Origin of the sequence: Paenibacillus sp. FSL R7-0198 (genome assembly GCF_038000415.1) — a bacterium.
In the GTDB taxonomy this organism is placed as follows: Bacteria; Bacillota; Bacilli; order Paenibacillales; family Paenibacillaceae; genus Paenibacillus.
The window spans coordinates 6,568,349-6,595,339 of sequence record NZ_JBBOCB010000001.1 but is presented as its reverse complement, the minus strand read 5'-3'; the positions used below and the strand labels follow the sequence as shown (position 1 = coordinate 6,595,339).

The following is a 26,991-nucleotide window of genomic DNA, read 5'->3' as shown; positions in this document are numbered from 1 at the left end:
CTGATCCTTTCACGGGATACTTCATTGTTCAAATGTTATAATCAGGTTATATAACTATCGTGAAGCACATACATATTCCTAATAATTCGGAATCGTTTCCGATAAAGTGAGGTAACCGTACATTGAAGAAAGAACAGAAACTTACGATCAAGGATGTTGCAGAGCGTGCCGGCGTGGGCATCGCTACCGTATCCCGGGCCATCAACAATTCAGAAGGCATCAGCAGTAAAACACGAGATAAAGTGATGCAGGCCATTGAAGAACTGGGGTTTGTACCCAACACCTCAGCACAGAGTCTAAAAATCCGGCAAACGCACCAGATCGCGCTCGTGGTACCCGACATTCGTAACGCCATCATTCCGGAAATCTCCTGGTCTGTAGAGCAAACGGCGAAGCAGCACGGGTACCATGTCGTGCAGATCAATACGGCAGGCAATGCCAGAACGGAGCTTGAAACCATTCGTAATGTAAAAAAATTGCATGTGGACGGACTGATCTTCATGCCTCTGGCGTACCCCAAAACGTTACCCGGACTGATTGATAAAGCGCCGCTCCCTATCTCCATGATTAATTACGGCAAAAAACTGGAACCGGGTATGAAGGCAGATATCGTCTCTCTTTCTCAGCCCGAAGGCAAACTGGTGATGGAGCATCTGTTCAAAATTGGCCGGACTCGAATCGCTTATGCAGGAGCACCGAAGGACATTATTGAAGAACGCTTTCGTGCGTATGAGCAAGCCGTAGGTCACGTGGACATCTCGCTCGTCTATTTTGGTGAGGACTTTTCATTAAATACAGGTGCCAATGCTGCAGATTATTTCTATGGACTTACGCATATGCCAGATGCTGTCTATGCCATTAATGATATGGTTGCCATCGGATTGGTTAATCGGTTCAAGGAGTTAGGGGTCCGTGTACCGGAAGATGTGGCTGTTGTGGGTGTGGATAACAATCAATGGACAACCGTCACGTCTCCTCAGATTAGTTCCGTGTCCATTATGGGCGAAGAAGTCGCCAGACTTGCTACCGAGCTGTTGTTAAAACGAATTCGGGAGATGAATACGACCGATTACGAACACATCCAATTTGAACCACGCTTAATCGTTCGTGAGTCAAGCGTAGCCATGATTCATTCCTCCCAGCGAGGACCACACAGTTAAATTTGGTGAGTGGGTTGTGCCAGTAAGATAAAATATATTTTACGGCTATCCCTTCATTTGTTTTGCTACACAGATAGACAAAAAAAGGTGTCGCTCAGGTCTAACTCTTTCCTGGCAGCACCTTATTTGTCGTTGATTATATATAACTATAGCAGAGTCATACTCCGCATACGTTCATTCTAAGAAAACAGTTGCCTGATTGGAGTTCCCTTCAGGAACATCACTATATTCTCTACGGTATGATTATAATAGATCTCATAATTGCCACGAGTCACATAACCTAGATGCGGTGTGGCCAAGACGTTGGGTAATGTTCGCATCACATGGTTAACTGGTAGCGGTTCCTGCACATATACATCCAGACCTGCACCAGCAATCACACCACTCTGCAATGCCTCCACCATAGCTTCCTGATCAACAATGCCCGCTCGCGACGTATTAATCAATAGTGCACTCGATTTCATTTGTTGAAATTCGGCTTGTCCGATCAGATTCTGCGTACGATCACTTAATACTAGATGTATGGATACGATGTCACTCTGTGCAAGCAGTTGCTCCTTGGTCTCGGACCAGATCACACCATGTTTTTCGGCCTTCTCTTGTGTTAGATTCTCACTCCAGGCCATCACATTCATACCAAATGCTTGTGCGATCTCAGCCATGCGAGTGCCTATTTTGCCCAAACCAAGCAATCCAAGTGTTCTCCCATGCAAATCCAACCCGACCGTGCTCTGCCAGTTTCGATTGGAGCGAAGTGCATTATTTTCCGTAACCAGTTGTCTGGACAGCCCCAGAATCAGTGCCCATGTAAGCTCCGTCGGCGGATTAGAGCTTCCCTCGGTTCCACACACAATAATCCCGTTCTTCTCTGCAGCCTTGAGATCTATCGACGCGTTGCGCATACCACTTGTAATCAGAAGTTTTAGCTTAGGGAGCTGAGAAATGACCTTCTCCGGAAACGGTGTACGTTCCCGCATCAGAACCACAATATCGAAATCCTGCAATTCCTGAATGACTTTTTCTTCCGAGCCCATATAGTTGTTGAATGTCTGAATCTCTACCTGATCCATCAACGGACCCCAATCCGCCGACGTCAGCGCAACATTCTGATAGTCATCCAAAACGGCACAGCGCAACTTTGTATTCATTTCTGATCTCCTCCTATATCTGCTCAATTCTTAAATATATAAATTACACTAAAGAATATTTACACTTGTCACTACAATGACAGAACAACCTTCTGATCGCTGTTATCCCCAGATTTTCTTCGATTCCTTTTTTATAAAGGAAAAATCCGGGGATAAGCTTATGCTTCCAATGTAGCTTTCTTCCAGAAAGCTTTTAGGCGAACGCTCCGCTTCCTCAGCTTATTTCTGTCCTCTCCGTTTTGTATAAATGTTATGTTCAATTTATATATATTGTAGCAACTCCGCATCACTTTCAAAAGTTCTATTCCAATTACTGTAACAAAGACAGCGTAACCTGGATGCTTTGCTCTACAAACAAGCGGTCCGGTCCTGATTTCATCAGTACAGTCAGTCCAATCATGGATACAACCAGAGACTGTGCGACCGCACTCGCGTTCATGTCAGTAGACAACTCCCCGCTCTGTTGCCCTCGTTCTATCGTTTCCTTGAAAAGAACACCCAGGTACATCTGATGCTCCCGTGTAAGGACAGCGAATTTGGGATCATGTGGAGCCAGCTCAACCATCGTATTAATGCAAAAACAGCCGTGACTAGGCTCGGTCACACTCCCCTCTGCTCCAATATGTTCAAACAATCCACGAAAGGCTTCTCGCACGGAGGAGCCCTGTTGAAGTCTAGCTCTGACTTGAGCCGCATGCTGAGTGGTATACCTGCGAAGTGCTGTTTCGAATAATTCCTTTTTATCGCCAAAAGCCGCATACAGACTGGGACGTTGAATGCCCATTGCAGTCGTCAAATCACTTAAAGATGATGCTTCGAACCCCTTGTCCCAAAATGTATGCATCGCTGCATCGAGTGCTTTATCCGTATCAAATTCCCGTTGTCTAACCATACAATTCACCTCTTTATGTATCGATCAGTATGTTTATATATTTTAACTTCATACCAATGGATAAGTCAAAGATCACTCACTTAAAATGATTGAAAATTAAATAAACTCCTCCCTAAAGTGTTTTAACCAAGTTGAAAATCTCATCCAATTCTCTGTTGACAGAATTCACGTAAATAAAGTATGGTTATCCCGAAACATAACATACCGATCAGTACATAATAGAAAGGTGACAACGACTCATGCAAACTTCTTCTCCAGATGCACAATTATCCACTAAGGATCGTCCTGCCATGTCACGGTTAGTTGCTCTACTCTTTGCCGTGTGCAGTGGACTTGCGGTCGCCAATATTTATTATGCTCAGCCTCTGCTGGACTCCATCGCTCAAGAATTCAGCCTCTCTCCATCATCCATAGGGATTGTCATCACAGTGACTCAAATATGTTATGCCTTGGGGCTGTTCCTTCTTGTTCCGCTTGGGGATCTTTTAAATCGTCGCAAGTTGATCATCAATCAAATGCTCTTATCCGTGCTTGCACTGGTTCTCGTAGGAACCGCACAATCCAGCTCACTTTTATTCACGGGCATGGCTGTCGTTGGTTTATTAGCCGTCATTACGCAAACACTCGTTGCCTTTGCTGCACACTTGGCAGCCCCTTCCGAACGTGGTCGCATTGTCGGTCAGGTAACCAGCGGAATCGTCATTGGCATTTTACTTGCCCGAACGGTTGCTGGTACGCTGAACGATTGGCTCGGGTGGAGATCGGTATATCTGTTCTCTGCCGGCCTTACATTACTCGGAATTGCCGCCTTATTTTTCGTTCTCCCAAGGCAACAATCACCACAAGTAAAACAAAGCTATATCCAATTACTCGGATCCGTCTTGCAATTGTACCGTGAGTTGCGTGTGTTACGAGTACGAGGTGTACTGGCCATGCTGATTTTTACAGCCTTCAGCATCTTGTGGACTTCTATGGTTCTGCCACTAAGTAGCCCTCCACTGTCCCTGTCTCATACGGTCATAGGTGCATTCGGTCTCGCAGGAGCGGCGGGAGCATTGGCTGCTGCCCGTGCAGGTAAACTTGCAGACCGGGGCCTTGGGCAGAAAACAACCGGTATCGCCCTTGTCATTCTGCTCTTGTCCTGGCTACCCATCGGTTATGTCCATCATTCTCTCTGGTTTCTGATCCTGGGCGTTATCCTGCTCGATCTCGCCGTGCAGGCCGTACATGTTACCAACCAGAGCCTGATCTACGAAGTTCGCCCCGAAGCACAAAGCCGCCTGACGGCAGCTTATATGATCTTTTATTCCATCGGCAGTGCAACCGGCTCCATCGTTTCTACCCAAGTGTATGCATGGGCGGGCTGGACAGCCGTTTGCTGGTTAGGCGCGGGTGTTAGTGCAGCCGCACTTCTGTTCTGGATGATCGATCGTTATATGCATCGGAATCTCGATCGTTGAATTAGTCCAGTTTATTCCACACCACAATAAATAGGGTTGCCAACGGACCAAATAACAGGGAAATCAGAAACCAGTTCCGACCACTTCTGTTTTTTCCCTGTGCCAGTCCGGCATTAATCAATGCAAGGGTGCCCCAACCTACAAAATATTCATTATCCATCAAACGTCTTCTCTCCTCTATCCCTTCAATAATGACTACTGCTCAAGCATATCTTTGAGCTTACGATTACGATCCTCTAGAAATGCCTGCATGTACCTCTTCAGCACAAGTCGCTCGGTTGCCCATCCCAGCAATCCAAGTGGAGCTTCGAATCGAAGTGTGTCTCTCATGCAAGTCATCTGATCCCCAATTACACTGAAATGATGTTCATGTCGCATGCTCTTGAAAGCCCCTTTCTCCATTTGATCCACAAATAGAAACGGTCGTTCAAACTGCACAATTCGGGACTTCAGCTTCTGTCTGACACCAAAATGAGTAGCCTGAAATGTAACTGTATCCCCTGCTCCAATTCTTCCTGTGGTTACTCCTGCGACTGCTCGCTCTCTCGTATGTTGCCAGACGGTCTGAGTATGTACATCAATATCCCGGGCATAGTCAAAGCATCGTTCAATCGAGGCATGTATCGTAATCTCGGTTGTCACTGCAATCATGGCAATCGCTCCTTGGCAGGAAAAATAAGGTCTTTGCAAGTATACGCTTGCTTCCTTGGTCGAACAACACATCGTGGATGATATAACAAAAAACGGGTCCCCTGTCTTAGTACAGGAGGCCCGTTCTCAATATAAGTAAGGAATACAGATCATATTCAGATTAAATAAGCAATTCATCAATGGCAAGCGTACGCTCTTTGGAGAGATCGCGATATTCTTCAGACTCTACTTTGATGAGCGGTTTGAAAATATCAGACGTATTGTTCATAACAATTACACCTTTTTCTCCATTGCTGAGCAGTACCTGTTTTCCGATGAAATTAGGAAGCAAATGCTGCATCAATGCCTGAACCGGTTTTTCATTCAGTTTACCAAATCCCATTCCATAGATATCTCTAAGGTTGTTGATCAGATTTGGATTGCTGCCTCCGTGGTTCCCGGATCTCATGCCTATATAGATATCAGCTACAGATACAATCTGGGTATATGGATGAATTTCACTTTTCTCAAGTTGCATCGGATAACCCGATCCATCTTCCCGCTCGTGATGTTGCAGAGCAACCAGTGCTGTCGCTTCATCCGTCATCGAATTTTTGATGATTTCATGGCCATATATGGTGTGACGCTGCATTTCAAGCTGCTCGTCCGCCGTCAACGGTTCTGTTTTGTTCCGAATCCGGTGGGATACTTTGCACTTTCCAATGTCATGCAGATAACCACCGCGACTAATCTGATAACTCTCCTTCTGAGAATACCCAAGCCAATTCGCAAGGTAGAAGGACAACAATCCTACCTGGATTGAATGTGTATAGTTATTGACATCATCCCGCTCCAGCATCATCAGGAGATGAACGACATCTTTCTGCTCATCCAGCCCCTCAACCATCGGTTGCAGTGCATCATCCACCATGGTGGCGTTGAACTTGCCAACGGTCAGAGCTTCGAGAAAAGCATTTTGATAATTATGTACAGTCTGAATAAATTGGGACTTCATCTCTTCTTCAGGCGGCTCTTCCTTCGTGCTTGTATTTAACCCCGAAGCATGCTTGGCGGCTGCAGCAAAAAATTCTGCTTCAGTGATTTCCTCTTCGCGTGATTCAATATCTACATAATCTACACGGTGCTGCATAAGCAAGGAGATATCCTCACCTTTGATCACAGTTCCCTTCCCGAGAACGTGTAATCCTGCATCGCTGAATGTATCCGCAGTTAGACGGTCTCCGTCTTGCAGGTTCATAATATGGATTCTCAAATCGGTATTCCCCCTGAACAATTCATTATAGTAACAGCACCCAACGGAACGGGGCCACAAAAATACCTATACTCTTTATATCGTTATAATTCTTCATTTCATACATAGTTCAAACGACCTTAATCGAAAAGGTAAATACGAACGTATAAGACTTTATCCTCACCCCAATATTCAGATTAGTCCCGGTTTATATACTTTTAGACACTTTTGTGTCTCGTATTTGTATCAGAGTAAGCCAAAGAAGTTCAAACGCTCCGTTTGAACTTCTTCAAGACCTCTCACATTAGATTTTGATCGAAGCCAGACTTGCCCCTTTAACAAATAAACGTTCAATGCTCTTCTCCACCGAAGCATCGGGAATCAGCGGCGGTGCCTGGTGAGGTTTGGTACGCGCATCAATAATCACCTGATCACAGCCCCAATGCTTGTGGTCATATCCGCTATTAACCCCGTACATGTCATGTGAAGGGTTGCTGCGAGTAAAGGTGGCCCATAAGAAGTTGCTGAGGTTAGCACTCAGGAACGAACTGTCGTCACATAGAATGATCAGCGGACACGAGTCCAGACCTCCCTGTTCTTTCAATAGAGACGTGAATGCTTGCATCTCCTGTGCTGTATCCGCATAACTCGTGAAGGCCGATGTCTGGATGGAAACGATACCCGGCATGATGAGCTGCGGATTCTCATAACCACGAATGTTCTTCAAAGACTCCGGAACTTCCGTGCACAGATCCCGAACCTTGTCGCCATACGCTGCAAAAACAACTTTGCTACCGCTGTTCAGCCCTGTACCCGAGTAATCCAGAGTATCAATCGTTGTATGGGTGTGGAAATGAATATCCCGTTGCATATCCATACGCTCCAAGATATAGGTCAGGAATTCAACTTCCTTATGGGTGTCTAAAGGCTGCTGATCCTCAGCGGTAATGAACAGGTACTTCGCCAAACTGAGCTGACCCGTACCCAAAATACGATTGGCAATCGTAAGCAACTCTGTCGGTTGCTTCACCGCCTGGTAAGGCGTGTAACGTTCACTGCCGATTGCAAACAGTAATGGATGGACCCCTGCCGCATCAACCGCATGCACTTCTTTGACGCCTGGAATCTCCTGTTTGATCGCGTCTCCAGTAATCTCATGAATCAAATCGCCAAACGCCGTATCCTCTTGCGGTGGACGACCAACAACCGTAAACGGCCAGATAGCATTAGGTTTGGCATAAACTTTATGCACACGCATTAACGGGAATTCATGTGTCAGACTGTAATAACCCAGATGATCACCGAACGGCCCTTCGGGTTTTGTCTCACCTGGGTAGATATCACCTGTGATGACAAAATCAGCATCATTACTGATGCAATATCCGTCCTTGTAACTGTACCGGAAGCGACGTCCAGCGAGCAAACCGGCAAATGTCATCTCACTTAGTCCTTCAGGCAAAGGCATAACCGCTGAAAGTGTATGTGCAGGTGGACCACCAATGAAAATACTCACTTTAAGCGGTTCTCCCTTTTTGACAGCTTTGGCTTGATGTATACCGATTCCGCGATGAATCTGATAGTGTAACCCTATTTCCTTGTTCATTTCAAAATCATTGCCATCCAGTTGAACCCGGTACATTCCCAGATTGGAATTCATGATGCCTGGCTTATCTGGATCTTCGGAATACACCTGTGGCAACGTTACAAATGCTCCGCCGTCCATGGGCCAATGTTTGATAAGGGGCAGGTCAGAGATTTGAATCTCTTGCGCGGACACCGGCAGGCTTATAGATTTCTGTTTTGGCAGCGCCTGCCACGCAGCAAGACCTGTACGGACATGCTGCAATGGCGTCTTAAGCGCCTTCATGGGATCGTCACGAACAGCCATGACCCGTTGTACACCTTCGAGTGTACCACGGAACATGAACTTGCTTCGTTCCACCGTGCCGAACAGATTGGATACAGCCTGGAACTTTGAGCCTTTTACATTTTCGAATAACAACGCCGGGCCTTTAGCCTCGTGCACTTTCATATGGATCGCTGCCATCTCCAGATGCGGATCAACCTCTTCTTTGACCCGAATCAAATGACCATGCTGCTCCAGATCGTTAATACAATCTTCCATATTGCGATATTTCATTGGATGGCTCCATTCTGTGTATGATAAATTAATTAAGTTCATAGATTCACATAACGTCTCTTCTATTTTATCAAATGATCCACTGCTAAACAAAACTATATGTGAAATTTTGTCGCGAATACAGATATCAAAAAAAGCAATATGGCAGCAATTTGAATCCTGAACGCACAGGAACCAATTGTTACCATATTGCTACTCTCTCTGTTCTGACTTGCCTTAAGGTGTAATGGTTGATCTGGGAATCGTGACAATAAACTGTGTGCCTTTACCCATTTCGCTCTCCACATCAATTGTACATTGATGCAATTTCAATATTTTAATCACAATGGACAAACCCAATCCATTCCCTCGAAGCGAGCTGCTCCGCGCTTTATCCACCATGTAGAATCGATCAAAAATATACGGGAGTGCTTCCTCAGGTATTCCTTGTCCAGAATCTCTAATCAATACCTTCACAAATGAAGATGACGTCTCAATTTCGACATGAATGGTACCTTGTGGACCGGTGTATTTGATCGCATTGTTTATTAAATTCTGCCAGACCTGATCAAACAAATCTTTGTCCACTGTGATTTCACAGGGCAACAAGTCCAGTTCGATCTGTATATCCTTCTGCGCCCACTGCGGCTCCGCCAGTAAGATCGCCCTTCTTAATTGTTCATCCAACTGGAACGTGGTGAAATGAACCGGATGATGCTCTGAATCCAGCGAGGCTAGCCGAAGCAGATTATCACTGAGCCTCGATAAGCGCAGCGTTTCCTCATAGATAATATCCAAATGCTCTTTCTGCTCTTCTAATGGAATAACACCATCCTGTAGTGCTCTGGTAAATCCCCTGATTGAAGTGAGCGGAGACTGCATTTCATGAGAGACGTTGCTGACAAAGTCATCACGAACCGAATCGATTTTTTGCAACTCACTGGCCATATGATTAAAGCTCTCCATCAGTTCGCCAAACTCATCCTGATTATTATGTTTCAAGCGGACCGACAGATCACCTGATGACATCTCCTTCGCTGCAACCGTTAATCTCTTAATCGGTTTCACAATGTACCCGGACATGAACAGGATTAATAAACTACCAATCACCAGAACCGTTAACAGTGAGGTTAAGAGCGTGTTTCGCAATGTATGAAAAAGAGACGAGAAATCGCTTTGAATCAGAAATGTGCCGATCCCCTCGGTTGTTCCGGGAACACCTATGGTCGCAATTCCATCTTTACTGGACATAAACATTGCATCGGTTGTACCTTCCTCAAATAACGAATGAACTTTGTCCTCTGGCAAGGAAGATAACACTTCACTTTGTTCATTCACAGGAGTGATATTCAAGCCGTAGCGAGCAAAAATATCCAAGCTTGATTTCACTTTTTCCGGATCATCGATCAGGTTAATCAGTGTAGCGAGGTCTTCAGCAAAAGTAACCATAAAACGATTCGGTGTCTTTTCTTGGGACCCGTTATTTATCATAAAGGAGAGAATTAAACTCACCAGAACAATCCCGATAAAAGTAGCTACGATGCGAAGTCGCAGGCTTTTCCTAAACATTTTCATGCCCGCTCCAGACGATATCCAAGTCCTCTTATCGTTGAGATCACTAGCTCAGGTACAGGTTCAAGCCGTTCCCTTAACCGTTTGATATGTACGTCAACCGTACGCTCATCTCCTTCGTAGTCGATGCCCCATATGTCATCTATAAGCTGTGTACGTGTGAATATTTTCCCTGGCGAACTCGCCAGAGAAAATAACAATTCACATTCCTTCTTTTTTAATTCGATAGTTTGTCCGTCCGCAATGACCATCAGATTGCCCAAATCAATTGTTACACCGGTGATCTGAATCATGTTTGATGAACTTTTGTTATATCGTTTCAGTAACGATTTTACACGCAAGATTAACTCCACAGGATCAAACGGTTTAACCAGGTAATCGTCTGACCCGGCATTAAATCCTCTGACTTTGTCCTTGGATTCTCCCTTGGCAGTCACCATCAGGATTGGAATATCCAGATAAGACCGAATATCTTCCGTCAGTTCAATGCCGTCTATTCGCGGCATCATCACATCCACAATCGCCAGATCAACTTTCGTATGCGAGAGGATATCTAACGCCTCTTGACCGTCTGGTGCTTCCAGCACGGAGAATTGATTCTTTTCAAGATAGATTCGGATTAATTTGCGGATATGGGAATCATCGTCCACCACCAGAATTGTGTTCATGTAGCCATTATCCTTTCCACGATTGGTTTTATTCGTATCGCAAGGATTCCATCGGGTCCAGCTTCGCCGCTTTTGATGATGGCATCAAACCGGCCACGATACTAATTCCTGTACTTACCACGATACCAAACAAGATATAATATCCCGAGAGATTAATGAGTTTGGCTCCAAACGCATTGTCCAGGAGAATATTTAATACATAACTAATGATCACTGCAAAGACCACCGCAATAATACCACTAAATACGCCTAATAAGGCAGATTCGGAGAAGAATATTCGCTTGATATCTTTCTTTCTAGCTCCAATGGCCCGAAGAATGCCGATCTCTTTTGTCCGTTCCACGACACTAATATAGAGTACAACCAATATCATAATACCAGATACGATCAACGAAATGCCTGCAATACCCGCGAGCACAATGGAAGCCATACTTACATATGTCGTGATATTCTCCATAACTTTGGCCATCTGGGAGCCTGCGAAGCCAGCATCAACAGCAGCTTCATTGATATCATTTACATATTTCATATCGGTTGCATAGGCGTTAACCTGAATCGGTCCGATTGTTATTCCTTTGTCCGTATACATTTGCTCTAGCGTCCCTGATGAAATGTATCCCGGGGATTGTTGCATTGGAGATCGTTGATCTGCGGCTTCATAGATACCTGAGATCGTTACTTCTTTCTCCAAAGTTACCGGTTTATTATTGCCATCCATCTCGTTGATATATAGAAACACAGACTTACCGATCATGGTTTCAGCTTGATCATTTCCGCTTAATTGTTTCGCCGTATCGAGGGGTAACAACATCTCATTTTCTACCGGCAGAACACCCGTTGTTATCAATGCTGGATCAAAAGCATCCGTTAACGTTGTTAATTGCGTGAGTCCCACACTTTGTTTTTCATTCACCATAGTCGATTGGCCTGTAATGGTCGTAATTGTCTCTACGTGATCTACATTAGGGAAACTTCGGATCGTCTCGATATCAGCTTCGGTGAACGGTTCACCCGCAGCCATCAAAGCCTCGGGGCCTTGCATATCCTTGGCTTCTTCACTCGGCTTTGTTATATCCACGAGCAAAGGGTCCATACTTGAATTGATTTCGTCATTCATATAAGTCGTTATACCATTCCCCAAGGAGAGCATCAGGAGTACACTTAATATACCTATAGATCCCCCCAATGCTACCAGTACATTACGCTTGCCGTTGAGTTTCATATTTTTGAGTGCCATCTTGAATGAAGCAAGCAAACTCAGGCTCCGGGAAGAATCCTGACCACTCTCGTAAACAGCCGTAGAAGGATCTTTCAGGTCAATATCGTCACTAATGCGCCCCTCTTCAACCTTCACAATACGTGTACCCGAGTCAGCGACTTTCTGCGAGTGAGTTACGGCAATCACCAGCATTCCCTTTTTGGCTATACTGTCCAGCAAAGCGAGGATTTGATCTCCATTTTCCTTATCCAGAGCCCCGGTTGGTTCATCCGCCAAAATAATATCGGGATTGTTGGACAACGCACGTGCGATGGAAACCCGTTGCTTCTGTCCCCCGGATAATTGGTTGGGACGTTTGTTCAGATGATCTTTCAGTCCAACCTCTGTCAAAATATCAACGGCACGTTGGTTCCGATCCTTCTCGTTTGTATCCGTCATTTGCATTGCAATCGTCACATTTTCTAGGACTGACAAATGCGGGATCAGATTGAAATTTTGAAAGACAAAGCCGATATTATTCTTCCGATAATCATCCATTTCCTTCTCTGTCATGGCACTTAAGTTCTTGCCACGAACAACGACGTCCCCTTCATAATCGGAGTCCATGCCACCGATGATATTCATCAGCGTGGATTTACCACAGCCAGATTCGCCTAGGATGGAGACAAACTCCCCCGTCTCAAAGCTTAAGTTCAAACCGTGGAGTACCGGAACTCTTTCTTTTCCATATAAGGTGTATGATTTCTTCACATTTTTAACTTCTAGTATTTTCATATGGATCTCTTCCTCTCCTGAACATGCACAATATCTATCTATTTGATGTTTCATATCGTAACAAATCATTGTGAACTGATAATGAACTGGACCATTGCACCTATAGAGGTTGTTCAAAAGAACTATATACAAAAAAAAACACCTACAGCTTGCTTGAAATAAATCATTCCAAGTAAGTGTAGGTGTCCAAAATTTGATTAGATTAATCCGGCTTTTGCCAGCAGCCTTTTCACAATTGCCGCAGATTGTGCACGACTAATGTCTGCATCTGTCATCAGCTTGCCATCAGCACCTTGTACCAGCTCTTGTTTAATTGCCGATGCAACCGGCTCTGCTGCCCATGCTTGTACTTTAGCGCTATCGCTGTATGTGCTCAGCAGACTTGTTGTCTCTGAAGCATCGGCCTGTGCCAGACCGACCAGTTTCATCGCACGTGACACAATGGTCAACGCTTCAGCACGAGAAATTTCGCTGTTCGGACGGAAGCTGTCGTCAGCATAACCTGAGATCAGGCCGTAGGACACAGCCGTCTGAACCTCATCCTCATACCAGCTGCCTGTATTCACATCTGTGAACGATGCCGCTTCTGTACTGCGCGGTGCGTGCAGCCCCAAACCTCTTAACAGAACAGCCGTAAACTCTGCTCGCGTAATACTCCGGTCTGGCGCAAACACGTTCTCACCAGTACCTTGTACGATCAGACGGGATGCCAGATCCTGTACGTCATCACGACTCCAGTGGTTCGTTACATCACTGAATGTTGCCGGATGATAGATCAGAGCATAAGTGCTGTTCGTCAAGCTGTTAATAATAGCAGAATCTTGTCCATTACCTTTGATAACCTTGGTTGGTACATGCAGAAGGCTGCCATCTGGCTGAAGTACAACTCCTGTCGTGATCTTTGAACCATCGACACCCTCTGGCAATGTAATGGAGCGCTCTACATATGAGTTGAAACGATCCACATTAACCTGCTGTCCATTCCAAATCGCTTTCACTTCAAAATCAACCGGAGCTGCGATCACTGTAGTGTTCTCCAATTTGTCCGCTGCCGCCTGAATGGCTGTTTGTTTGGATGCAGCACTAGGCGCAATGGCGATCTGAATTGTGATATCTTCGAGTGGAGTCGTTCCTCCAAATTGGTTATGAATCTGATCCACCTGAATCTGGTTAGCTGGGAGGGTGTATGTACCACTGTCAGTCTGAATGACAACTTCGGCATTACTTCCTTCCATTGTTTTGACCAGCTTGCCGTTCAGTTCACCAACGACCGCGCCCTTACCTGTACCTGTAATCGGCAGCAGAAGCGTTCTTAGTCCACTACCAATCTGATTGATGACTTTGTCATTATCCACGTGAATCGTGGTGGTAACCTGATTGTTTACCGTTGATGTGGTAGCTGTCGCAGATTGTTCCTGTTTCTGTCCGTTCACATAGATGTCTACACCTTTAGTTACCGCCGGAGTCGATGGAACTGGGGTAACGACAGGGGAGGTTGGTGATACACTACCTCCTCCACCCGAAGAGTTACCAGGATTCGGTGTAGGTGTCGAACCAGAATTGTCGCCACCTGAGTTTGCTGCTGTAATTGTGATTGTTCCACCAGACAATTCAGTATAATTTTCATAATCTACGTTTGTGAAACTCCAGTGCTCTGCATCTTCCCTATTAACCGTGAGTTTTTTCGTTCCTGGAGCCGCATTATTTTTGGCTTTGACCTCAATATCAAACAGTTGTTGCTCCACAGGTACTGGATGTTCGCCTGCAGTAAAATCAGCCCAGATGATCCGCACCCAGCCAGCTTCATTATCAATCTTATAATGGAAGTTTTCTTCATTGTTTTCCACTATGGATGGTAAATTGCCGCCCACATATTTAGGCGTGATACGTACGATCTCCAGTGCAGACGAATCATAATCAATCTGCATATTATAAGCGGTAACTGCCGCATAATGCGGTTGTTTTAACGTCACAGGAACATGCACGCTCTGTCCAGCCTGTACGCTGACATCCGTAAACTGTACCTGTGATGGTTCCATCGGCTCCGCCCCTGCTACACTCGGCAATACGAGTGACGAGAGTAACGCCAGTGCGATCAAACCTGACATTGTTTTTCTGATTCTTGGACGTTTCTTTTTCGGTTGAAACATGTAATAACCTCCATAGTCTTTATTCTTTAATAGATGCACTGATGAACGAGATTTTTATCCCCTACTTAAGATCAAGGGGGTGGTGGAGGTCCTTCAACAGCTTGTTTGCCAACAATTGTTACTGTTCTTCCTCGGAATTGCTCGTCGGAAGTAGATTGAGGTGTGATTTCAAGGAAAAGGTATTTTCCCAAGTCGCTCGTAGTAATAGTGTACTCAGAGCTTGTTGCTTCCGCGATCTCTGTCTTACCTTCTCCCGTTGCATCCGAACCTTGGTACCATTGATACAGCGTCGTATTAGGGTAATCACCATCTGCGTCAAAGTATTCGACTGTACTGGTTATCTTGACTCCGGTCTTCATCTCACCGATTAGTTGAGCATTCAATGCATAAGGCGCATCGTCCACTTGCTTGAATGTCAATACATAACGGTTATCCTTGGCACCAAGCTCTGTAACGGCATAGCCTTCCAGCAAAGCCTGAGGATCAGACCAAAAAACTTCACCGTCACGGTTGACATCCATCCGATTCATCTCAACAGCAGTATAGGAGCGACGGTTGAATTCGTTACGAAGATGTTTCAATAGCGCTGCTGCATCCGCAGAATTCACTTTGCCATCATTATTCACATCACCTTGTTTACTAATATAAAGTTCGAAATTATCCTTAACAGGTTCACCGGATAAAGTATAATTGGCTTTCAATTCAATGTTGATCTTACCCCATTTATAGGGAATGATTACCAATTTATTTTCATTGTTTACGTATACGCGAGCCACACTATCATCATCTGAACTGGCGCCTACCGAATCGTATGCATTGAGTGGAAAATGCGTATTTAAATCAATGATAACAGTCTTATCCAGTGCCTCGATTGGTGTATACGACACGAGAGAATGCTGATTTGAATCTTCCGATGAACGATTCAACCATCGAATATCCTCGTTGAGCACAGGTCGTGAAATGGTTATTTCCGGACCAATGGCTCCTGCGTTAGCCTGTGGGAGCGTTCCACCTATAGGCAATGCAATGCCCAATCCGAGCGCAGTCAACATGCTTTTTTTCAATATCGGCTTAAGCCGTTTTTTGTTTTGTTTCCCCTTCAATTCATGTTCCTCCTCGTATACATTTCAAATTTGAACAACTACATGCTCAGTATAACGACCCATTCTGAACCAATTCTGAACAGGACCATGGACCTATTACCAGTTATAATTCGACAAAAAACGCCATGGAGTAAGCCTCCATAGCGTTTTGAGTACAAATATTTTTCCAGTTTGGATCAAATTCACTAAAAATTAAATTCCCTCAACAATTCTTTTTGCTCTAACCTTTACCTCACGGTAGAGTTCATCCTCATCAATCGTCAGCAGTTTCCTGCCTCGCATGAGAATCTGACCATTCACAATCGTGGTGTCCACGTCCGCTCCATTTACGCTGTAAGCCAGTAACGATTCTACCTCATGTACCGGTTGAAGATGTGGTTTCGCCAGATCAATCAGGATCAGATCAGCTTTGCGCCCCACCTCAAGCACACCCATTTCATCCTGTAGACCTAGCAGACTAGCACTTCCGCGTGTAGCCATGCTTAGTATGTCCTTGGCTGGCAAGCGAGTGGGATCGCCATAGTCCAGCTTTTGCAGCCAGGTGGCAGCTTTGATCTCCTCGAACATATCCACGGTTGTGGCACTTCCCGCTCCATCCGTTCCGATGCCCACGTTAATTCCCTGGGCCAACATCTCGGTAATTGGAGCAATTCCACACCCCAACTTCAGATTGCTGACCGGATTGTGTGCTACACCGCCGCGCATGCCCTTCAATCTGCCGATGTCCCTGCGATTGAGGTGTACACCATGCGCAAGCAGTACATGTGCCTGTTCGAACATCCCCGCCTCTTCCAGATACTCTGTCGGTGTCAAACCATAGCGCTCACGAATCTTCACAACTTCTTCCTTTGTCTCAGCCAGATGAATATGCAGAGGAATATCCTCCCTGACAGCCAGAGCAATGACTTCACGAAGCGGCTCCACGGGACAAGTGTACGGTGAGTGGGGTCCATACATCGTTGTAATCCGTCCCTCAGCCGCTCCAGACCAGCGTTGTACAAGATCGATCGCCTCCTGCAACCTGCGTCCCCCATCATCCTCCATGAATACCATCCCACGTGTAAGCGATGCCCGCATACCCGTTTGCTTAACTGCTTCTGCAATCTCATTCATATGAATGTACATATCCGCAAACGCAGTGGTACCCGAACGGATCATCTCGGCGATGGATAACTTGGCCCCCCAATAGATGTCTTCCGGGTTCATCCTCGCTTCGGCAGGCAACATTTTGCGTTCGAGCCAGTCCATCAGCTTCAGATCATCCGAGAATCCCCGAAGCAGGCTCATTGGTGTATGTTGATGGGCATTAATCAGACCCGGCATGGCGATCTTATTGCGGCCATCGATAATCTCATCTTGCGGTTGAGGCAAAATGTGTTCAGCAATCTGCGTAATGCGATCTCCCTCAACACGAATATCCCCCGTGAAGGGGGCATAGGCATCTTTCATCGTTAGGATTGTAGCTTGCTGAATCAGTATACTCATTACATTCACGGCTCCTCTGGATTGGTTATGGTTCTTTCCATATCCGAGGGTAAGCCTTCACGTAACGGCAAGGTCAAGTCATTTTAATTTTTGAATCGTCATCTTTCTGAAACTTTGTATAAAGGGTTTGGGGTCGATTTCGACCATATATGGATATACTCCTGTGCTTGTGTGCAGATAGAAAAATCCACCTTCATCACCCATACGGCGAAACGACATGTCGAACACTTCCGTAATGTTGAATTCGCGGTATTTGGTTACGATTTTATCTGAATACAGAATCATGGAACGGGCATTCATCTCAATCTGCTGGGCGAGACCCGTCACTTCTCTCTGTACTTTGTAATAAGGTAATACAGCAACGCAGTTCATGAACTCCCTCCATTCATGCCATGATTATTGTTCCATCATAGCAGATCGGAGGTTCTCAGCAAAAGAACATGAAACTAGGTGATCTTGGTCGTCACCTTTAGTGGCGTATGAAGTGCATCCTGAATGTCCTGCAAAGAGAGACACTGTTCAATATGAAACACACCATGAGGCAACTCTGTTTTATACACACGTTCTGCCACGGCTGCAGCTACCGCTGCTGTTGCATCTGCTTCCTTTGCGCCGGCCAGTAGTTGTTCGACGCGGATTTGCTCACCATTTTCCCATCCTGCGGCATCAACCTTGACCGCATACATCGGCTCTCCCCCAGGAATAAGGCCAAATGCCTTAACCGTTCCATTCCGAATAGACGGGATACGCAGTAACGAAAACAACCCTGCACGTTTGGAGAGTGCCATGGATCCTGTGATCCAGCGGGAGTCCAGACAGAGTCTGGTAGATACGGTTGGAATACGTAACGTCCGGGCAACCACATGCTGATCCGAGAAGTTAAATCGATAGGCCTTCCGCTGCCCTAGTTTTGCTCCAAAATCAATACGTTTGCCATCTCCGAAACTTTGTACCTCAGCAGGTTTGCCCTTTTTCATCACTTGGTAAGTGGCATTCATCTGATCAACGGTCCACTCCACGGCAGCTTTTCCGTGCTTCTCTCCAAGTCCCAGCATTACGGTAATGTCTGCTTCCTCCACCTGATCCATATGCATGGTCGCTTCGCGCACAAGCAAATTAGTCACTCCGGGTGATAATCCAACGCTGAGGATCGCGGTCGATTGGGAACGTTGCATTTTGGTGTGCAGTTGTTCCACCTGGGCGAGAAAATCATATTTTGCAGAAATATCAATATAGTCGGTTCCGGCTTGTGCGCAGGCTTCAACAAAACGGGTATCGCTCTGATCCACACACATGATGACCAGTTTCACAGGCCTTAACATGGATGGCTCTACAGGTCGTGTTACATCCAGTTGAAGTGGTAGCACAGCACCACCTGTAGACCTGCTGAATTCCTCCGCACGGTTCATGCGTGTACCCGCAGCCCATACTTTACCCGGGAACAATTTCCCCAGTTGAGTACATATCATCTGCCCCACTTGACCATAACCGCCAATCACCCAGATCTGATCTTTCATAGGCTTCACGTTAGTTTCGAATTGCATAATACCCCTCCACCCAGAACGCCCCGAAGTATCGTGTAATATGTGAGAAACCGCATTCGGTCAGTAGCTGAGTCATCTCTTCAGAGGATATGGGATCGGATTCACGGCCCAAGGAAGCAGCAAAACGCTCCCACTCTTCAGGAAGGACGCCCACACTCAACATGTGATCCTTCCAAGCTTGCATCATGATTGGATGTGCAGGTGAACAAAGATCGGCATTTACAGCCGCAATGATCAGTGGTGCACCCGGTTTAAGTCTCGCTGCAAGACTGGTAAGAAACGTTCTCTTGGCCTCCCTCCCCTGAAGGAAATGTATCATGAGCATGCTTGTCGCCCCATCATATACGATATCCTCCGGCAATTCTTCAACCGTGACAGGCTGCAGCTTCACTCTGGAACCGATGCCTGCTTCCGCGACTCGTTTCTCAGCAAGTTGCAGCATGGGCAGTGAAGGATCAACACCAGTCAATGTCCACTCCGTATGGCGTAAGCCAAGCAGAGCAATCTCTTTTCCCCCTCCCGCTCCGGCTATAAGTATATTAATATCGTTGTTATCCGCAAAAGATGCTGCAAGCAGCCGTTCCATTAGATCATGCATATGAGAATAACCCGGAATTTTCAGGGCTATCGATTGTTCGTAACGATGAACATCTGCTGTTTCCCAGCTCATCGGTGATGGATTGTGATTCATGGACACTGCACTCCTCTTGAATTGAAGTTAGACTTGACTCGTTGTTCGTCTAATTTCATTATAGAAGGATACGGCGAGCCTACAATCCCAGAACATTGGGATATGCGCACAGAGAGAGGAGTAATCTTGTTGACATCACGTATTGATCGGAACCACAGACTTATCACTTCTCTTGAAAAAGGAACCTGGACCTCACATACCTATCGGGAAGCTGTTCTCAAGCAGATCCATACGGTTATACCTTACGATGCATACTGTTTCACTACCGTTGATCCTCTGACTCTTCTCTCCACAGGAGCCGTGACAGAAGATGGCATTGAGGCCATTCATGATCGGTTATTCATCAATGAATACATGGAAGAAGATATACATAAATACGCTGAATTAATTCGCAGCGGTGAGCATACAGCTACACTTCATACGTCCATGAACTCACAGCTTGAACAAAGCCCACGTTATATCAACATTCTTCAGCCAGCGGGGTTTGGTGATGAACTACGTGCTGTATTGGTCAGTGGAGACGCTTGCTGGGGATATCTGACCCTATATCGTAAGACAGAAAGTGCTGTCTTTACAGAAGAGGAGCGGATGATGATTCAGTCCTGGACCGCTTCTATTGCATCGATGCTGCGGTCCACGAGCCTGACACTGATCGATGAGATCACGAGTGAAAGTCCCGAGGAACCCGGAATTTTGATCACCTCAGACACGTTCCAGCTCTTATCCCTGAACGCCTCCGCTCAATATTGGCTGTCCCAATTACGTATGCTGGAACATGTAGGGCCGGATGTGTTGCCCCGTCCGGTACGTGCAGTGAGTTCCCACTTGCAGCGCAAGAATCGGGCAGAACTGGTCGTGGGTACTCAGATTGCAACCGATCCACCCTCCAAAGTTTGTATCCAACTTCCGGATGGCCGTTACCTCCTACTTCATGCCAGTCTCATGCAACAGCTTACGGGACCGGATCAGATTGCTATCCGTTTGGAGCAGGCGATGCCACAGGATTTGCTGCCCTTGCTCGCCGAAAGCCACGGATTATCCAGTCGAGAGCGGGAACTGCTCGGATATGTGCTGCGCAGCTATTCTTCCAAAGAGATTGCTGCCGCGATGCATATTTCTGTATACACGGTTCAGGATCATTTAAAATCCATTTTCGCCAAAACCAAGGTATCCTCACGTCGCGAGCTCATCTGGTATTTCGTTTCCCGTTTCCAGCTGTCGGATGAACCTGCGATATAAATCCTGATGAAATTTCCCAGTAATCAATTTGACTATCAAATAATGAGAAAAAATCAAAAGATGCCAATACGATATCCTCGTAATGGCATCCTTTTTTATATGCTATTTATGGATAAACATAGCGGTAATGCAGGCTAGCTTCAGTCATTGAACTTCATATTTTGCATTCTGCTTTTAAACGCAGCGTGCAGTTCTACCGAGCCGTTTGCCACAAAATATCCAGACCATTTCATTGATTGTGTTATTTGGTTTTCGCTAATAAATAAAGAAAATATGGAACACTAATAACTGTAATGACGATTCCTGTCGGCACATCTCCTACCAGGCTAACCGTGCGCGTAATCGTGTCAGCCACCACCACGACTAGACCCCCGGCCAAGCTGGCAGCCGGAATGAGTAATTTGTGATCGGGACCGACCAGTTTTCTGGCCATATGCGGAGCGATCAAGCCAACGAAAAAGAAGCTTCCCCCCACAGCTACACTGCCAGAGGATAAAGCAACAGCAGCGATTGACAACCCCAAGAACTGCCGCTTCACGGAAACACCAAGCCCCTGTGCTGTCTGATTGCCTAGATGGAGGGCATTCAGTATGCGAGCCTTGTAAAAAATATAGCCGAGTAAGATCAAGACCCATGGTGTCAGTATGGAAATATAGCCCCAATCATCTCCCCATAGGCTCCCCGCGAGCCAATACAGCATGAAGTTCATCTGCGAATCATCCAGCTTGAGTGTCAAGAAAGTCGTCAGCGCCCCATACCCGCTTCCTAGCGCGACCCCGGTCAAGATTAAACCGATTGGTGAGATATCTCGTCCGCGGCGATACGATAATAAGAAGATCAATCCCGCCGCCAATAGTCCGCCAACAAAAGCCAACAGAGGCAGAGCAATGAAGGAACTCTTCCCTGTTGGTGCAATGAATACAACAAAGAACAGGACAAACAAGCCCGATCCCGAACTAATTCCCAGTGTTCCCGGACTAGCCATGTCATTGCGCAGCAAACTCTGCATCACGACCCCCGCCGCTCCCATTCCCAGACCTACCAAGATCGAAAGTACAATTCGTGGCAAACGAAAGTCAAACACAATCAGATTTTGCTTATCGGTACCGTTTCCCACGAGAACGTTCAGCACTTCTAGCGGTGAAAGATTCATCTTGCCAGAATTCATGCTAATGATAGCAAAAACAAGGATAAGCACCATAAGCACTACATTGATGATAATGCCTCGTTTCACCGTATAACGCCGCTTGGTCATTCGTATTCCCTCCTTTGTCTTCGAGCCAAGAAGAGAAAATACGGCACACCAATGATAGAAAATATAATGGCAATCGGCGTTTCGAACGGTTTATTGATCAAGCGTCCAGCCAAATCGGCCGATACGGTCAGCAACGCACCATATATTGCCGCTGCCGGAATAATGTATCGATAGTCGACACCTACCATATATCGCACAATATGCGGTGTAATCAGACCCACAAAACCGACCGGGCCAACCACAACAACAGCCAATCCAGTCAGCACGAGTACAATAATTGTCGACAAAATCTTGACCAGTCCGCTACGAATGCCGAGTCCACTTGCCACATCATCTCCCAAACTGAGCAATGTAACGGAAGGGGATAAGGCCAGTGCCAGCAGTATACCACCAACAAAGAGCGGTGAGATTATCAGCAATTCTCCCCATTTGACACCCGCTGTACTACCCGCCGTCCAGAATGTCAATGCTCGGCCCAGGTTATAATTGATCGCCAAATACTGACTGAGTGCGCCAAACAACATTGAAATAGATAGACCTGCCAGTACAAGCCGCTGTGGAGTCATTCCGCGATTGCCCAGTGACGCGGTAAAGTAAGTCATACCGGTGGCGATCGCTGCTCCCAGACAGGCGAACAACATCATCTGCCAATACGAATAACCCGGCAGAAAGGCCAGGCAAAGTGCAATTGCAAATGCTGCGCCAGAGCTAATCCCCATGAGCCCGGAGTCGGCCAGCGGATTGCGCGTTGTCCCCTGCATGATAGCGCCACATACCGCAAGGCTGCAGCCAACGATCAGATCGGCTACGGTACGCGGAAGACGCATGGTTTGGATAATTTGATGTTCAGTGCGCATTGGATCAAATCGGAAAATAGCCTCCCATACCGTTGCTAACCTCATATCAGCAGCACCAAACATAATCGATGCCGCCGACATGAGAACCGTTAATCCAAGCCCTACTACCATGTACATGGTGAAGTTCATCGCCCCACGGCGTTTTTGTTCAGGCTTGCTTTTCATCTCGTTTCCCTTTCATCACCTATTGACAATCCAAACGAATATGGATATTAACGTCCATATATTCGATTGGTCATGTTTGAAAATTTGGAGTGTTCAATTAAAATATCGTTCTAACTCTTATTTAGCTAATGCTAGCAATTGACTAACAATATAATCAATCAATGCACTGGAAGTCATTACGTCGGTGGACCAAGATAGCGAAGAATCCACCTTTACGATCCGATCATGTTGCACAGCAGGTATGGCATTCCACACAGCATTATCAGAAGCAACGTTTCCATCTCCTAAGAAGATCATATAATCCCCAGAGTAAGCGGGTAATACTTCCATGGAGACATCGCCCCAATATTTATCTGCGTCGATAATATCCGTTTGGACTTTTGAAGGTGCCTGCAATTGAAGTTCATCGTAAACAAGCTCGCCAACGGCATGCTTGGCTCCAGCTATGTAGTTACTTTTATCACTGAATTCTCCAACCGTAATCGTTACATCGGATAGGCCCGCATTCTGAAAAGCTAGCTTTGCTTCTTCAATTTTTCCGGTATAAGCATTCAAAACAGCCTTAGCCTCTTCCTGTTTGTTCAAAACATCGCTAATAAATTGTATCCGCTCTTCTGTAGTCATATCACCATAGGGAACATAAATGGTCGGGGCAATTTTGGATAAATCATCATACGACTCATCACTCCATGCCAAAATGATAAGATCAGGCTCAAGCGTCATGATATCTTCCGGCTCCATGGCTACTTTTATGGAGTCTGTAATCTGGTTAGCATAAACAGGCTCTGTCTCTCCCCGTGCAGCTCTAGCCACACCTAAAGGAGTTACACCTAGGGCTACCACATCACCAACCAAATAATCGACTACAACTCGCTGAGGGTTGTTAGGTACCTCAACATCACCCTTAACTGTGGTTATCGTTCTGGTCTGCGAGACTGCTTCCGAAGCTTTTGTCTCCGCCCCTTCCTGTTGTGTCGTCTGCTGTGTCTGTGCAGGTGTTGTATTCGCCGTTCCCCCATTATTCGCTGGCGTCCCTGACGTACATGCTGTCAATAAGAGCATCATGCTTATCGCCGCCGCCAAAATCATTTCTTTACTTCTTAATGATCCAAACATCGTTGATTCCCCATCTCTATAAGACTTGACTAGACTCGCTAGTTCCCTCTCATCGTAAGGGAGGTGAGAATCATTATCAATACCATCAACCTGCATGGATAGTGCGTTTATTTTCCGATAATCACTTGGTGTCATCTTATAATGCTTCTTAAACATGCGGAACAGGTTTTTCTCATCTGTGAAACCAGCTCCAGATGCGATTTCTTTAACTGTCGCTTCTGTATGTTTCAAGTCATGACAGGCAGCTTCAATCCTCCTCTGAATGAGATACTCCTGTAAGTTCATCCCTTCCCTTTTTTTGAACAACCGCGTCAATTGTCCACCACTGATCCCAAACATATCGGCAATTTGTTGAAACATAATCGGCTCCCTGTAATGTTTATCGAGATATATCTTGGCAGAACAGGCTGGATCTGGCTGGAGATACCGAATCTCACCACCCTCCAAATCCCTATACACCTCATGAATCAATTGATATAGAAAACTTTTCGCCTGTAGCTGATCCATCGCTTTGCCACGTTTCCAGCCATTCATCATCCGTTGGAACCAATCGCGTAGCAAGATGGGATTACTTGGCGTATAACCAAACTGTTGAACAAATGGATTGACTTGCTCCAGTAATTGCTGCAGGTGTTTCTTGAAAAAGAGAGGTGATTCTGCTCTATAGAAAACCATAAAGGTATTCACAATCTCCTCTTTAGGCGTAATACTGAGCAGGCTCCCCTTCCCACCGTGAACTAAGCCAAAACGTTCCATTGCAAATGTGGTTTCATTCAGTTGGATTTGCGCTTCTCCCCCATATGCATAGATAAACATGCTACTAGGCATTTTATATTGCTCCAACGGGTATTGTGACGCTACATTCTGAAAGCGTACATCTATTAATGTAATGATCGAACGTGTCCAGATACTGGCCATCATATCAATCATCTCCGGTGTAAATCCCTGTCTTGCTTCTTCCTCTTGCATCTATCCGCGCTCCTCGTTTCACTTTTTCCAATGTATACATCACTCAATAATTGATATTGATTATCAATATCATATCTGATCAGGTAAGTATATCATCATTAAGTGATATTGGGGAACAGGCTGTAGACGTTATGCTTTTCATCCGCTTTCGTAAAAAAAACTAAAAAGGAACACCTGAGAGTACAAAAAAAGCCTGATCCATATGGATCAGGCTTCTTCATTATGTTTTTCGTGTTCAACACTGTTCCGTAATCACCATGTTTCCGCAGCCAACTGGGACCAAGTTTATTAAGACTTTGCAGGTTTCCGAGAAGGTTTGGATGAGGTAGATTTTTTATTCTTTTTCTTACTCACTTCCACAACCACTGGCTCCTGTGGATGTTCCACCGGGTACATTTTACGGAATAATAACGTCTGTAGTACCAGGAATGACCCCCCAACCGTCCAGTAGAGCGGCATCGCTGCCGGAGCTGTAAGAGAAAAGAATGCCATCATCAATGGGGAGAGATATCCCATAATGGCGAACTGTTTTCGCTGCTCAGGCGCCATATTGGCTTGTGATACCTTGGCTTGAATCAGATATATGACCGCGACCACCACAGCGAGTACATAGTCCGGCGCTCCCAGTTTGAACCACAGGAACGAGTGGGAGGACAACTCCGGTGTAAGTCGGATGGCTGTGTAAATACCGGACAGGATAGGCAACTGAATGAGCATTGGCAAGCAACCAATGTTCAGCGGATTGAACTTATGTTTCTTGTATAGCTCCATCGTTTCCTGAGACAGCTTTTGCTTATCAGCAGGGTCATTTTTGCCTTCATATTTTTTCTTGAGCGCATCCATTTCAGGTTTCATGGCGTTCATGATGACTCGTGTTCCCTGCTGGGACTTGGCTTGACGCATCATCAATGGCAACAGTGCTAAACGAATGACCAGCGTAATCACGATAATCGCGACCCCGTAGCTTCCGTTAAATATCGTGGCAATATGCTGAATCAGATACGACAGTGGAAATACAATGTAGTGATTAAAAAATCCCGGTGTCGATGAAGTAATCTCCGACACGTTGTTGCTGCATCCGGCAAGCAGCATGACTGCAAACAAAATGAAAATCAGGCCATAGATCCGTCCCTTGCCCGAAGTAAAAGTGAATCCCTTGTTAGTCTTATGTTCCATATATATCCTCCTCGTTGATTTGTTGACCAATCGTTCAACGAGGAATGACAATCTGGTTCATCTTCATCGGGCGCTTCTCTTCGTCTAATCATGCGGCTCCAGTCTTCCTGTCTATGCTGTCTGTCCAAACACAGGGCAGGAAGAACAGGTTCAAGTCCACCACCGGCGCCACCTTCCATCCAGTACTCTGTCATGCCACAATGAAGATGGGCAATATAGGCATAACTGACGGTGAAGATGAGTCCAATCGAGAATAAATATGGTAATAACTCCTGCAGTTCAAACAAGGGATTCACCCCCTTTATAGGTTAGTTTTTATATTATAACACTTACATATTGTTTTTGCA

General features: G+C 45.8%; 23 protein-coding genes. 3 read left to right on the top strand and 20 right to left on the bottom strand.

Annotation, left to right across the window (positions count from 1 at the left end):
• Positions 1–122: 122 nt before the first annotated feature.
• Positions 123–1,160, top strand: coding sequence for a LacI family DNA-binding transcriptional regulator (locus MKY87_RS29075; RefSeq protein ID WP_340967258.1), 1,038 nt, complete (start codon positions 123–125; stop codon positions 1,158–1,160).
• A gap of 179 nt (positions 1,161–1,339) precedes the next feature.
• Here the strand turns inward: MKY87_RS29075 and MKY87_RS29070 are convergent, their stop codons facing one another.
• Both MKY87_RS29070 and MKY87_RS29065 read right to left on the bottom strand, forming a co-directional pair.
• Complete coding sequence (locus tag MKY87_RS29070; protein ID WP_340967257.1) at positions 1,340–2,308, bottom strand: D-2-hydroxyacid dehydrogenase family protein; 969 nt, start codon at positions 2,306–2,308, stop codon at positions 1,340–1,342.
• Positions 2,309–2,618: 310 nt separating this feature from the next.
• Positions 2,619–3,200 (bottom strand): TetR/AcrR family transcriptional regulator, encoded by a 582-nt coding sequence (locus tag MKY87_RS29065; RefSeq protein WP_340967255.1) that lies wholly within the window; start codon positions 3,198–3,200, stop codon positions 2,619–2,621.
• A 239-nt stretch (positions 3,201–3,439) separates the two neighbouring features.
• Between MKY87_RS29065 and MKY87_RS29060 the strand changes: the two genes are divergently transcribed.
• Entirely contained in the window at positions 3,440–4,660 is a 1,221-nt protein-coding gene (locus MKY87_RS29060) for an MFS transporter (protein WP_340967253.1), read from the top strand.
• A gap of 1 nt (position 4,661) precedes the next feature.
• Here the strand turns inward: MKY87_RS29060 and MKY87_RS29055 are convergent, their stop codons facing one another.
• From MKY87_RS29055 to MKY87_RS28995, 13 genes are all read right to left on the bottom strand, one after another.
• Positions 4,662–4,823, bottom strand: a complete 162-nt coding sequence (locus MKY87_RS29055) for a hypothetical protein (RefSeq protein ID WP_155985038.1) — start codon at positions 4,821–4,823, stop codon at positions 4,662–4,664.
• A gap of 32 nt (positions 4,824–4,855) precedes the next feature.
• On the bottom strand, positions 4,856–5,311 hold the full coding sequence (locus MKY87_RS29050) for an SRPBCC family protein (protein ID WP_338594288.1): 456 nt from the start codon (positions 5,309–5,311) through the stop codon (positions 4,856–4,858).
• Between the two features lie 160 nt (positions 5,312–5,471).
• Positions 5,472–6,563, bottom strand: coding sequence for an HD-GYP domain-containing protein (locus MKY87_RS29045; protein ID WP_338594287.1), 1,092 nt, complete (start codon positions 6,561–6,563; stop codon positions 5,472–5,474).
• Positions 6,564–6,846: 283 nt separating this feature from the next.
• A complete protein-coding gene (locus tag MKY87_RS29040; protein ID WP_340967252.1) occupies positions 6,847–8,682 on the bottom strand; it encodes a UbiD family decarboxylase in 1,836 nt (611 codons plus the stop codon).
• Positions 8,683–8,898: 216 nt separating this feature from the next.
• Positions 8,899–10,230, bottom strand: coding sequence for a sensor histidine kinase (locus MKY87_RS29035; RefSeq protein WP_340967251.1), 1,332 nt, complete (start codon positions 10,228–10,230; stop codon positions 8,899–8,901).
• Between the two features lie 2 nt (positions 10,231–10,232).
• Positions 10,233–10,901 carry a response regulator transcription factor gene (locus tag MKY87_RS29030; protein ID WP_340915117.1) on the bottom strand — a complete coding sequence of 223 codons (669 nt, stop codon included), beginning with the start codon at positions 10,899–10,901 and terminating at the stop codon, positions 10,233–10,235.
• Between the two features lie 28 nt (positions 10,902–10,929).
• A complete protein-coding gene (locus MKY87_RS29025) occupies positions 10,930–12,894 on the bottom strand; it encodes an ABC transporter ATP-binding protein/permease (RefSeq protein ID WP_340967249.1) in 1,965 nt (654 codons plus the stop codon).
• Positions 12,895–13,091: 197 nt separating this feature from the next.
• Complete coding sequence (locus MKY87_RS29020; protein WP_339784156.1) at positions 13,092–15,044, bottom strand: S-layer homology domain-containing protein; 1,953 nt, start codon at positions 15,042–15,044, stop codon at positions 13,092–13,094.
• A 71-nt stretch (positions 15,045–15,115) separates the two neighbouring features.
• A complete protein-coding gene (locus MKY87_RS29015; RefSeq protein WP_339784157.1) occupies positions 15,116–16,147 on the bottom strand; it encodes a dockerin type I domain-containing protein in 1,032 nt (343 codons plus the stop codon).
• 192 nt (positions 16,148–16,339) lie between these two features.
• Positions 16,340–17,632, bottom strand: a complete 1,293-nt coding sequence (locus tag MKY87_RS29010) for an amidohydrolase (RefSeq protein ID WP_339784158.1) — start codon at positions 17,630–17,632, stop codon at positions 16,340–16,342.
• 78 nt (positions 17,633–17,710) lie between these two features.
• Complete coding sequence (locus MKY87_RS29005) at positions 17,711–18,004, bottom strand: hypothetical protein (RefSeq protein WP_339784159.1); 294 nt, start codon at positions 18,002–18,004, stop codon at positions 17,711–17,713.
• Positions 18,005–18,078: 74 nt separating this feature from the next.
• Positions 18,079–19,176 (bottom strand): saccharopine dehydrogenase family protein, encoded by a 1,098-nt coding sequence (locus MKY87_RS29000; protein WP_339784160.1) that lies wholly within the window; start codon positions 19,174–19,176, stop codon positions 18,079–18,081.
• Positions 19,160–19,867: a class I SAM-dependent methyltransferase gene (locus MKY87_RS28995; protein WP_340967246.1), complete on the bottom strand. Its 708-nt coding sequence runs from the start codon at positions 19,865–19,867 to the stop codon at positions 19,160–19,162. The genes MKY87_RS29000 and MKY87_RS28995 overlap by 17 nt, the downstream gene beginning before the upstream one ends.
• 129 nt (positions 19,868–19,996) lie before the next feature.
• On the opposite strand from MKY87_RS28995, the gene MKY87_RS28990 reads away from it, so the two are divergent.
• Positions 19,997–21,106, top strand: coding sequence for a helix-turn-helix transcriptional regulator (locus MKY87_RS28990; protein WP_339784162.1), 1,110 nt, complete (start codon positions 19,997–19,999; stop codon positions 21,104–21,106).
• 241 nt (positions 21,107–21,347) lie between these two features.
• Here MKY87_RS28990 and MKY87_RS28985 read toward each other — a convergent pair whose 3' ends face one another.
• From MKY87_RS28985 to MKY87_RS28965, 5 genes are all read right to left on the bottom strand, one after another.
• Positions 21,348–22,361, bottom strand: a complete 1,014-nt coding sequence (locus tag MKY87_RS28985; RefSeq protein ID WP_340967245.1) for a FecCD family ABC transporter permease — start codon at positions 22,359–22,361, stop codon at positions 21,348–21,350.
• A complete protein-coding gene (locus tag MKY87_RS28980; protein WP_091031293.1) occupies positions 22,358–23,383 on the bottom strand; it encodes a FecCD family ABC transporter permease in 1,026 nt (341 codons plus the stop codon). Before MKY87_RS28980 ends, MKY87_RS28985 begins: the two co-directional genes overlap by 4 nt.
• 117 nt (positions 23,384–23,500) lie before the next feature.
• Entirely contained in the window at positions 23,501–25,468 is a 1,968-nt protein-coding gene (locus tag MKY87_RS28975; RefSeq protein WP_340967243.1) for an AraC family transcriptional regulator, read from the bottom strand.
• A 288-nt stretch (positions 25,469–25,756) separates the two neighbouring features.
• Positions 25,757–26,644, bottom strand: coding sequence for a membrane protein insertase YidC (yidC, locus tag MKY87_RS28970; protein ID WP_340967241.1), 888 nt, complete (start codon positions 26,642–26,644; stop codon positions 25,757–25,759).
• Positions 26,581–26,931 (bottom strand): hypothetical protein, encoded by a 351-nt coding sequence (locus tag MKY87_RS28965; protein WP_241230758.1) that lies wholly within the window; start codon positions 26,929–26,931, stop codon positions 26,581–26,583. Before MKY87_RS28965 ends, yidC begins: the two co-directional genes overlap by 64 nt.
• Positions 26,932–26,991 lie beyond the last annotated feature (60 nt).

Coding starts and splice junctions, on each gene's coding strand:
- MKY87_RS29070 (WP_340967257.1), bottom strand. CDS start 2,308: ATGAATACAAAGTTGCGCTGTGCCGTTTTGGATGACTATCAGAATGTT.
- MKY87_RS29065 (WP_340967255.1), bottom strand. CDS start 3,200: ATGGTTAGACAACGGGAATTTGATACGGATAAAGCACTCGATGCAGCG.
- MKY87_RS29060 (WP_340967253.1), top strand. CDS start 3,440: ATGCAAACTTCTTCTCCAGATGCACAATTATCCACTAAGGATCGTCCT.
- MKY87_RS29050 (WP_338594288.1), bottom strand. CDS start 5,311: ATGATTGCAGTGACAACCGAGATTACGATACATGCCTCGATTGAACGA.
- MKY87_RS29040 (WP_340967252.1), bottom strand. CDS start 8,682: ATGAAATATCGCAATATGGAAGATTGTATTAACGATCTGGAGCAGCAT.
- MKY87_RS29035 (WP_340967251.1), bottom strand. CDS start 10,230: ATGTTTAGGAAAAGCCTGCGACTTCGCATCGTAGCTACTTTTATCGGG.
- MKY87_RS29030 (WP_340915117.1), bottom strand. CDS start 10,901: ATGAACACAATTCTGGTGGTGGACGATGATTCCCATATCCGCAAATTA.
- MKY87_RS29025 (WP_340967249.1), bottom strand. CDS start 12,894: ATGAAAATACTAGAAGTTAAAAATGTGAAGAAATCATACACCTTATAT.
- MKY87_RS29020 (WP_339784156.1), bottom strand. CDS start 15,044: ATGTTTCAACCGAAAAAGAAACGTCCAAGAATCAGAAAAACAATGTCA.
- MKY87_RS29010 (WP_339784158.1), bottom strand. CDS start 17,632: ATGAGTATACTGATTCAGCAAGCTACAATCCTAACGATGAAAGATGCC.
- MKY87_RS29005 (WP_339784159.1), bottom strand. CDS start 18,004: ATGAACTGCGTTGCTGTATTACCTTATTACAAAGTACAGAGAGAAGTG.
- MKY87_RS29000 (WP_339784160.1), bottom strand. CDS start 19,176: ATGCAATTCGAAACTAACGTGAAGCCTATGAAAGATCAGATCTGGGTG.
- MKY87_RS28995 (WP_340967246.1), bottom strand. CDS start 19,867: ATGAATCACAATCCATCACCGATGAGCTGGGAAACAGCAGATGTTCAT.
- MKY87_RS28985 (WP_340967245.1), bottom strand. CDS start 22,361: ATGACCAAGCGGCGTTATACGGTGAAACGAGGCATTATCATCAATGTA.
- MKY87_RS28980 (WP_091031293.1), bottom strand. CDS start 23,383: ATGAAAAGCAAGCCTGAACAAAAACGCCGTGGGGCGATGAACTTCACC.
- MKY87_RS28975 (WP_340967243.1), bottom strand. CDS start 25,468: ATGCAAGAGGAAGAAGCAAGACAGGGATTTACACCGGAGATGATTGAT.
- yidC (WP_340967241.1), bottom strand. CDS start 26,644: ATGGAACATAAGACTAACAAGGGATTCACTTTTACTTCGGGCAAGGGA.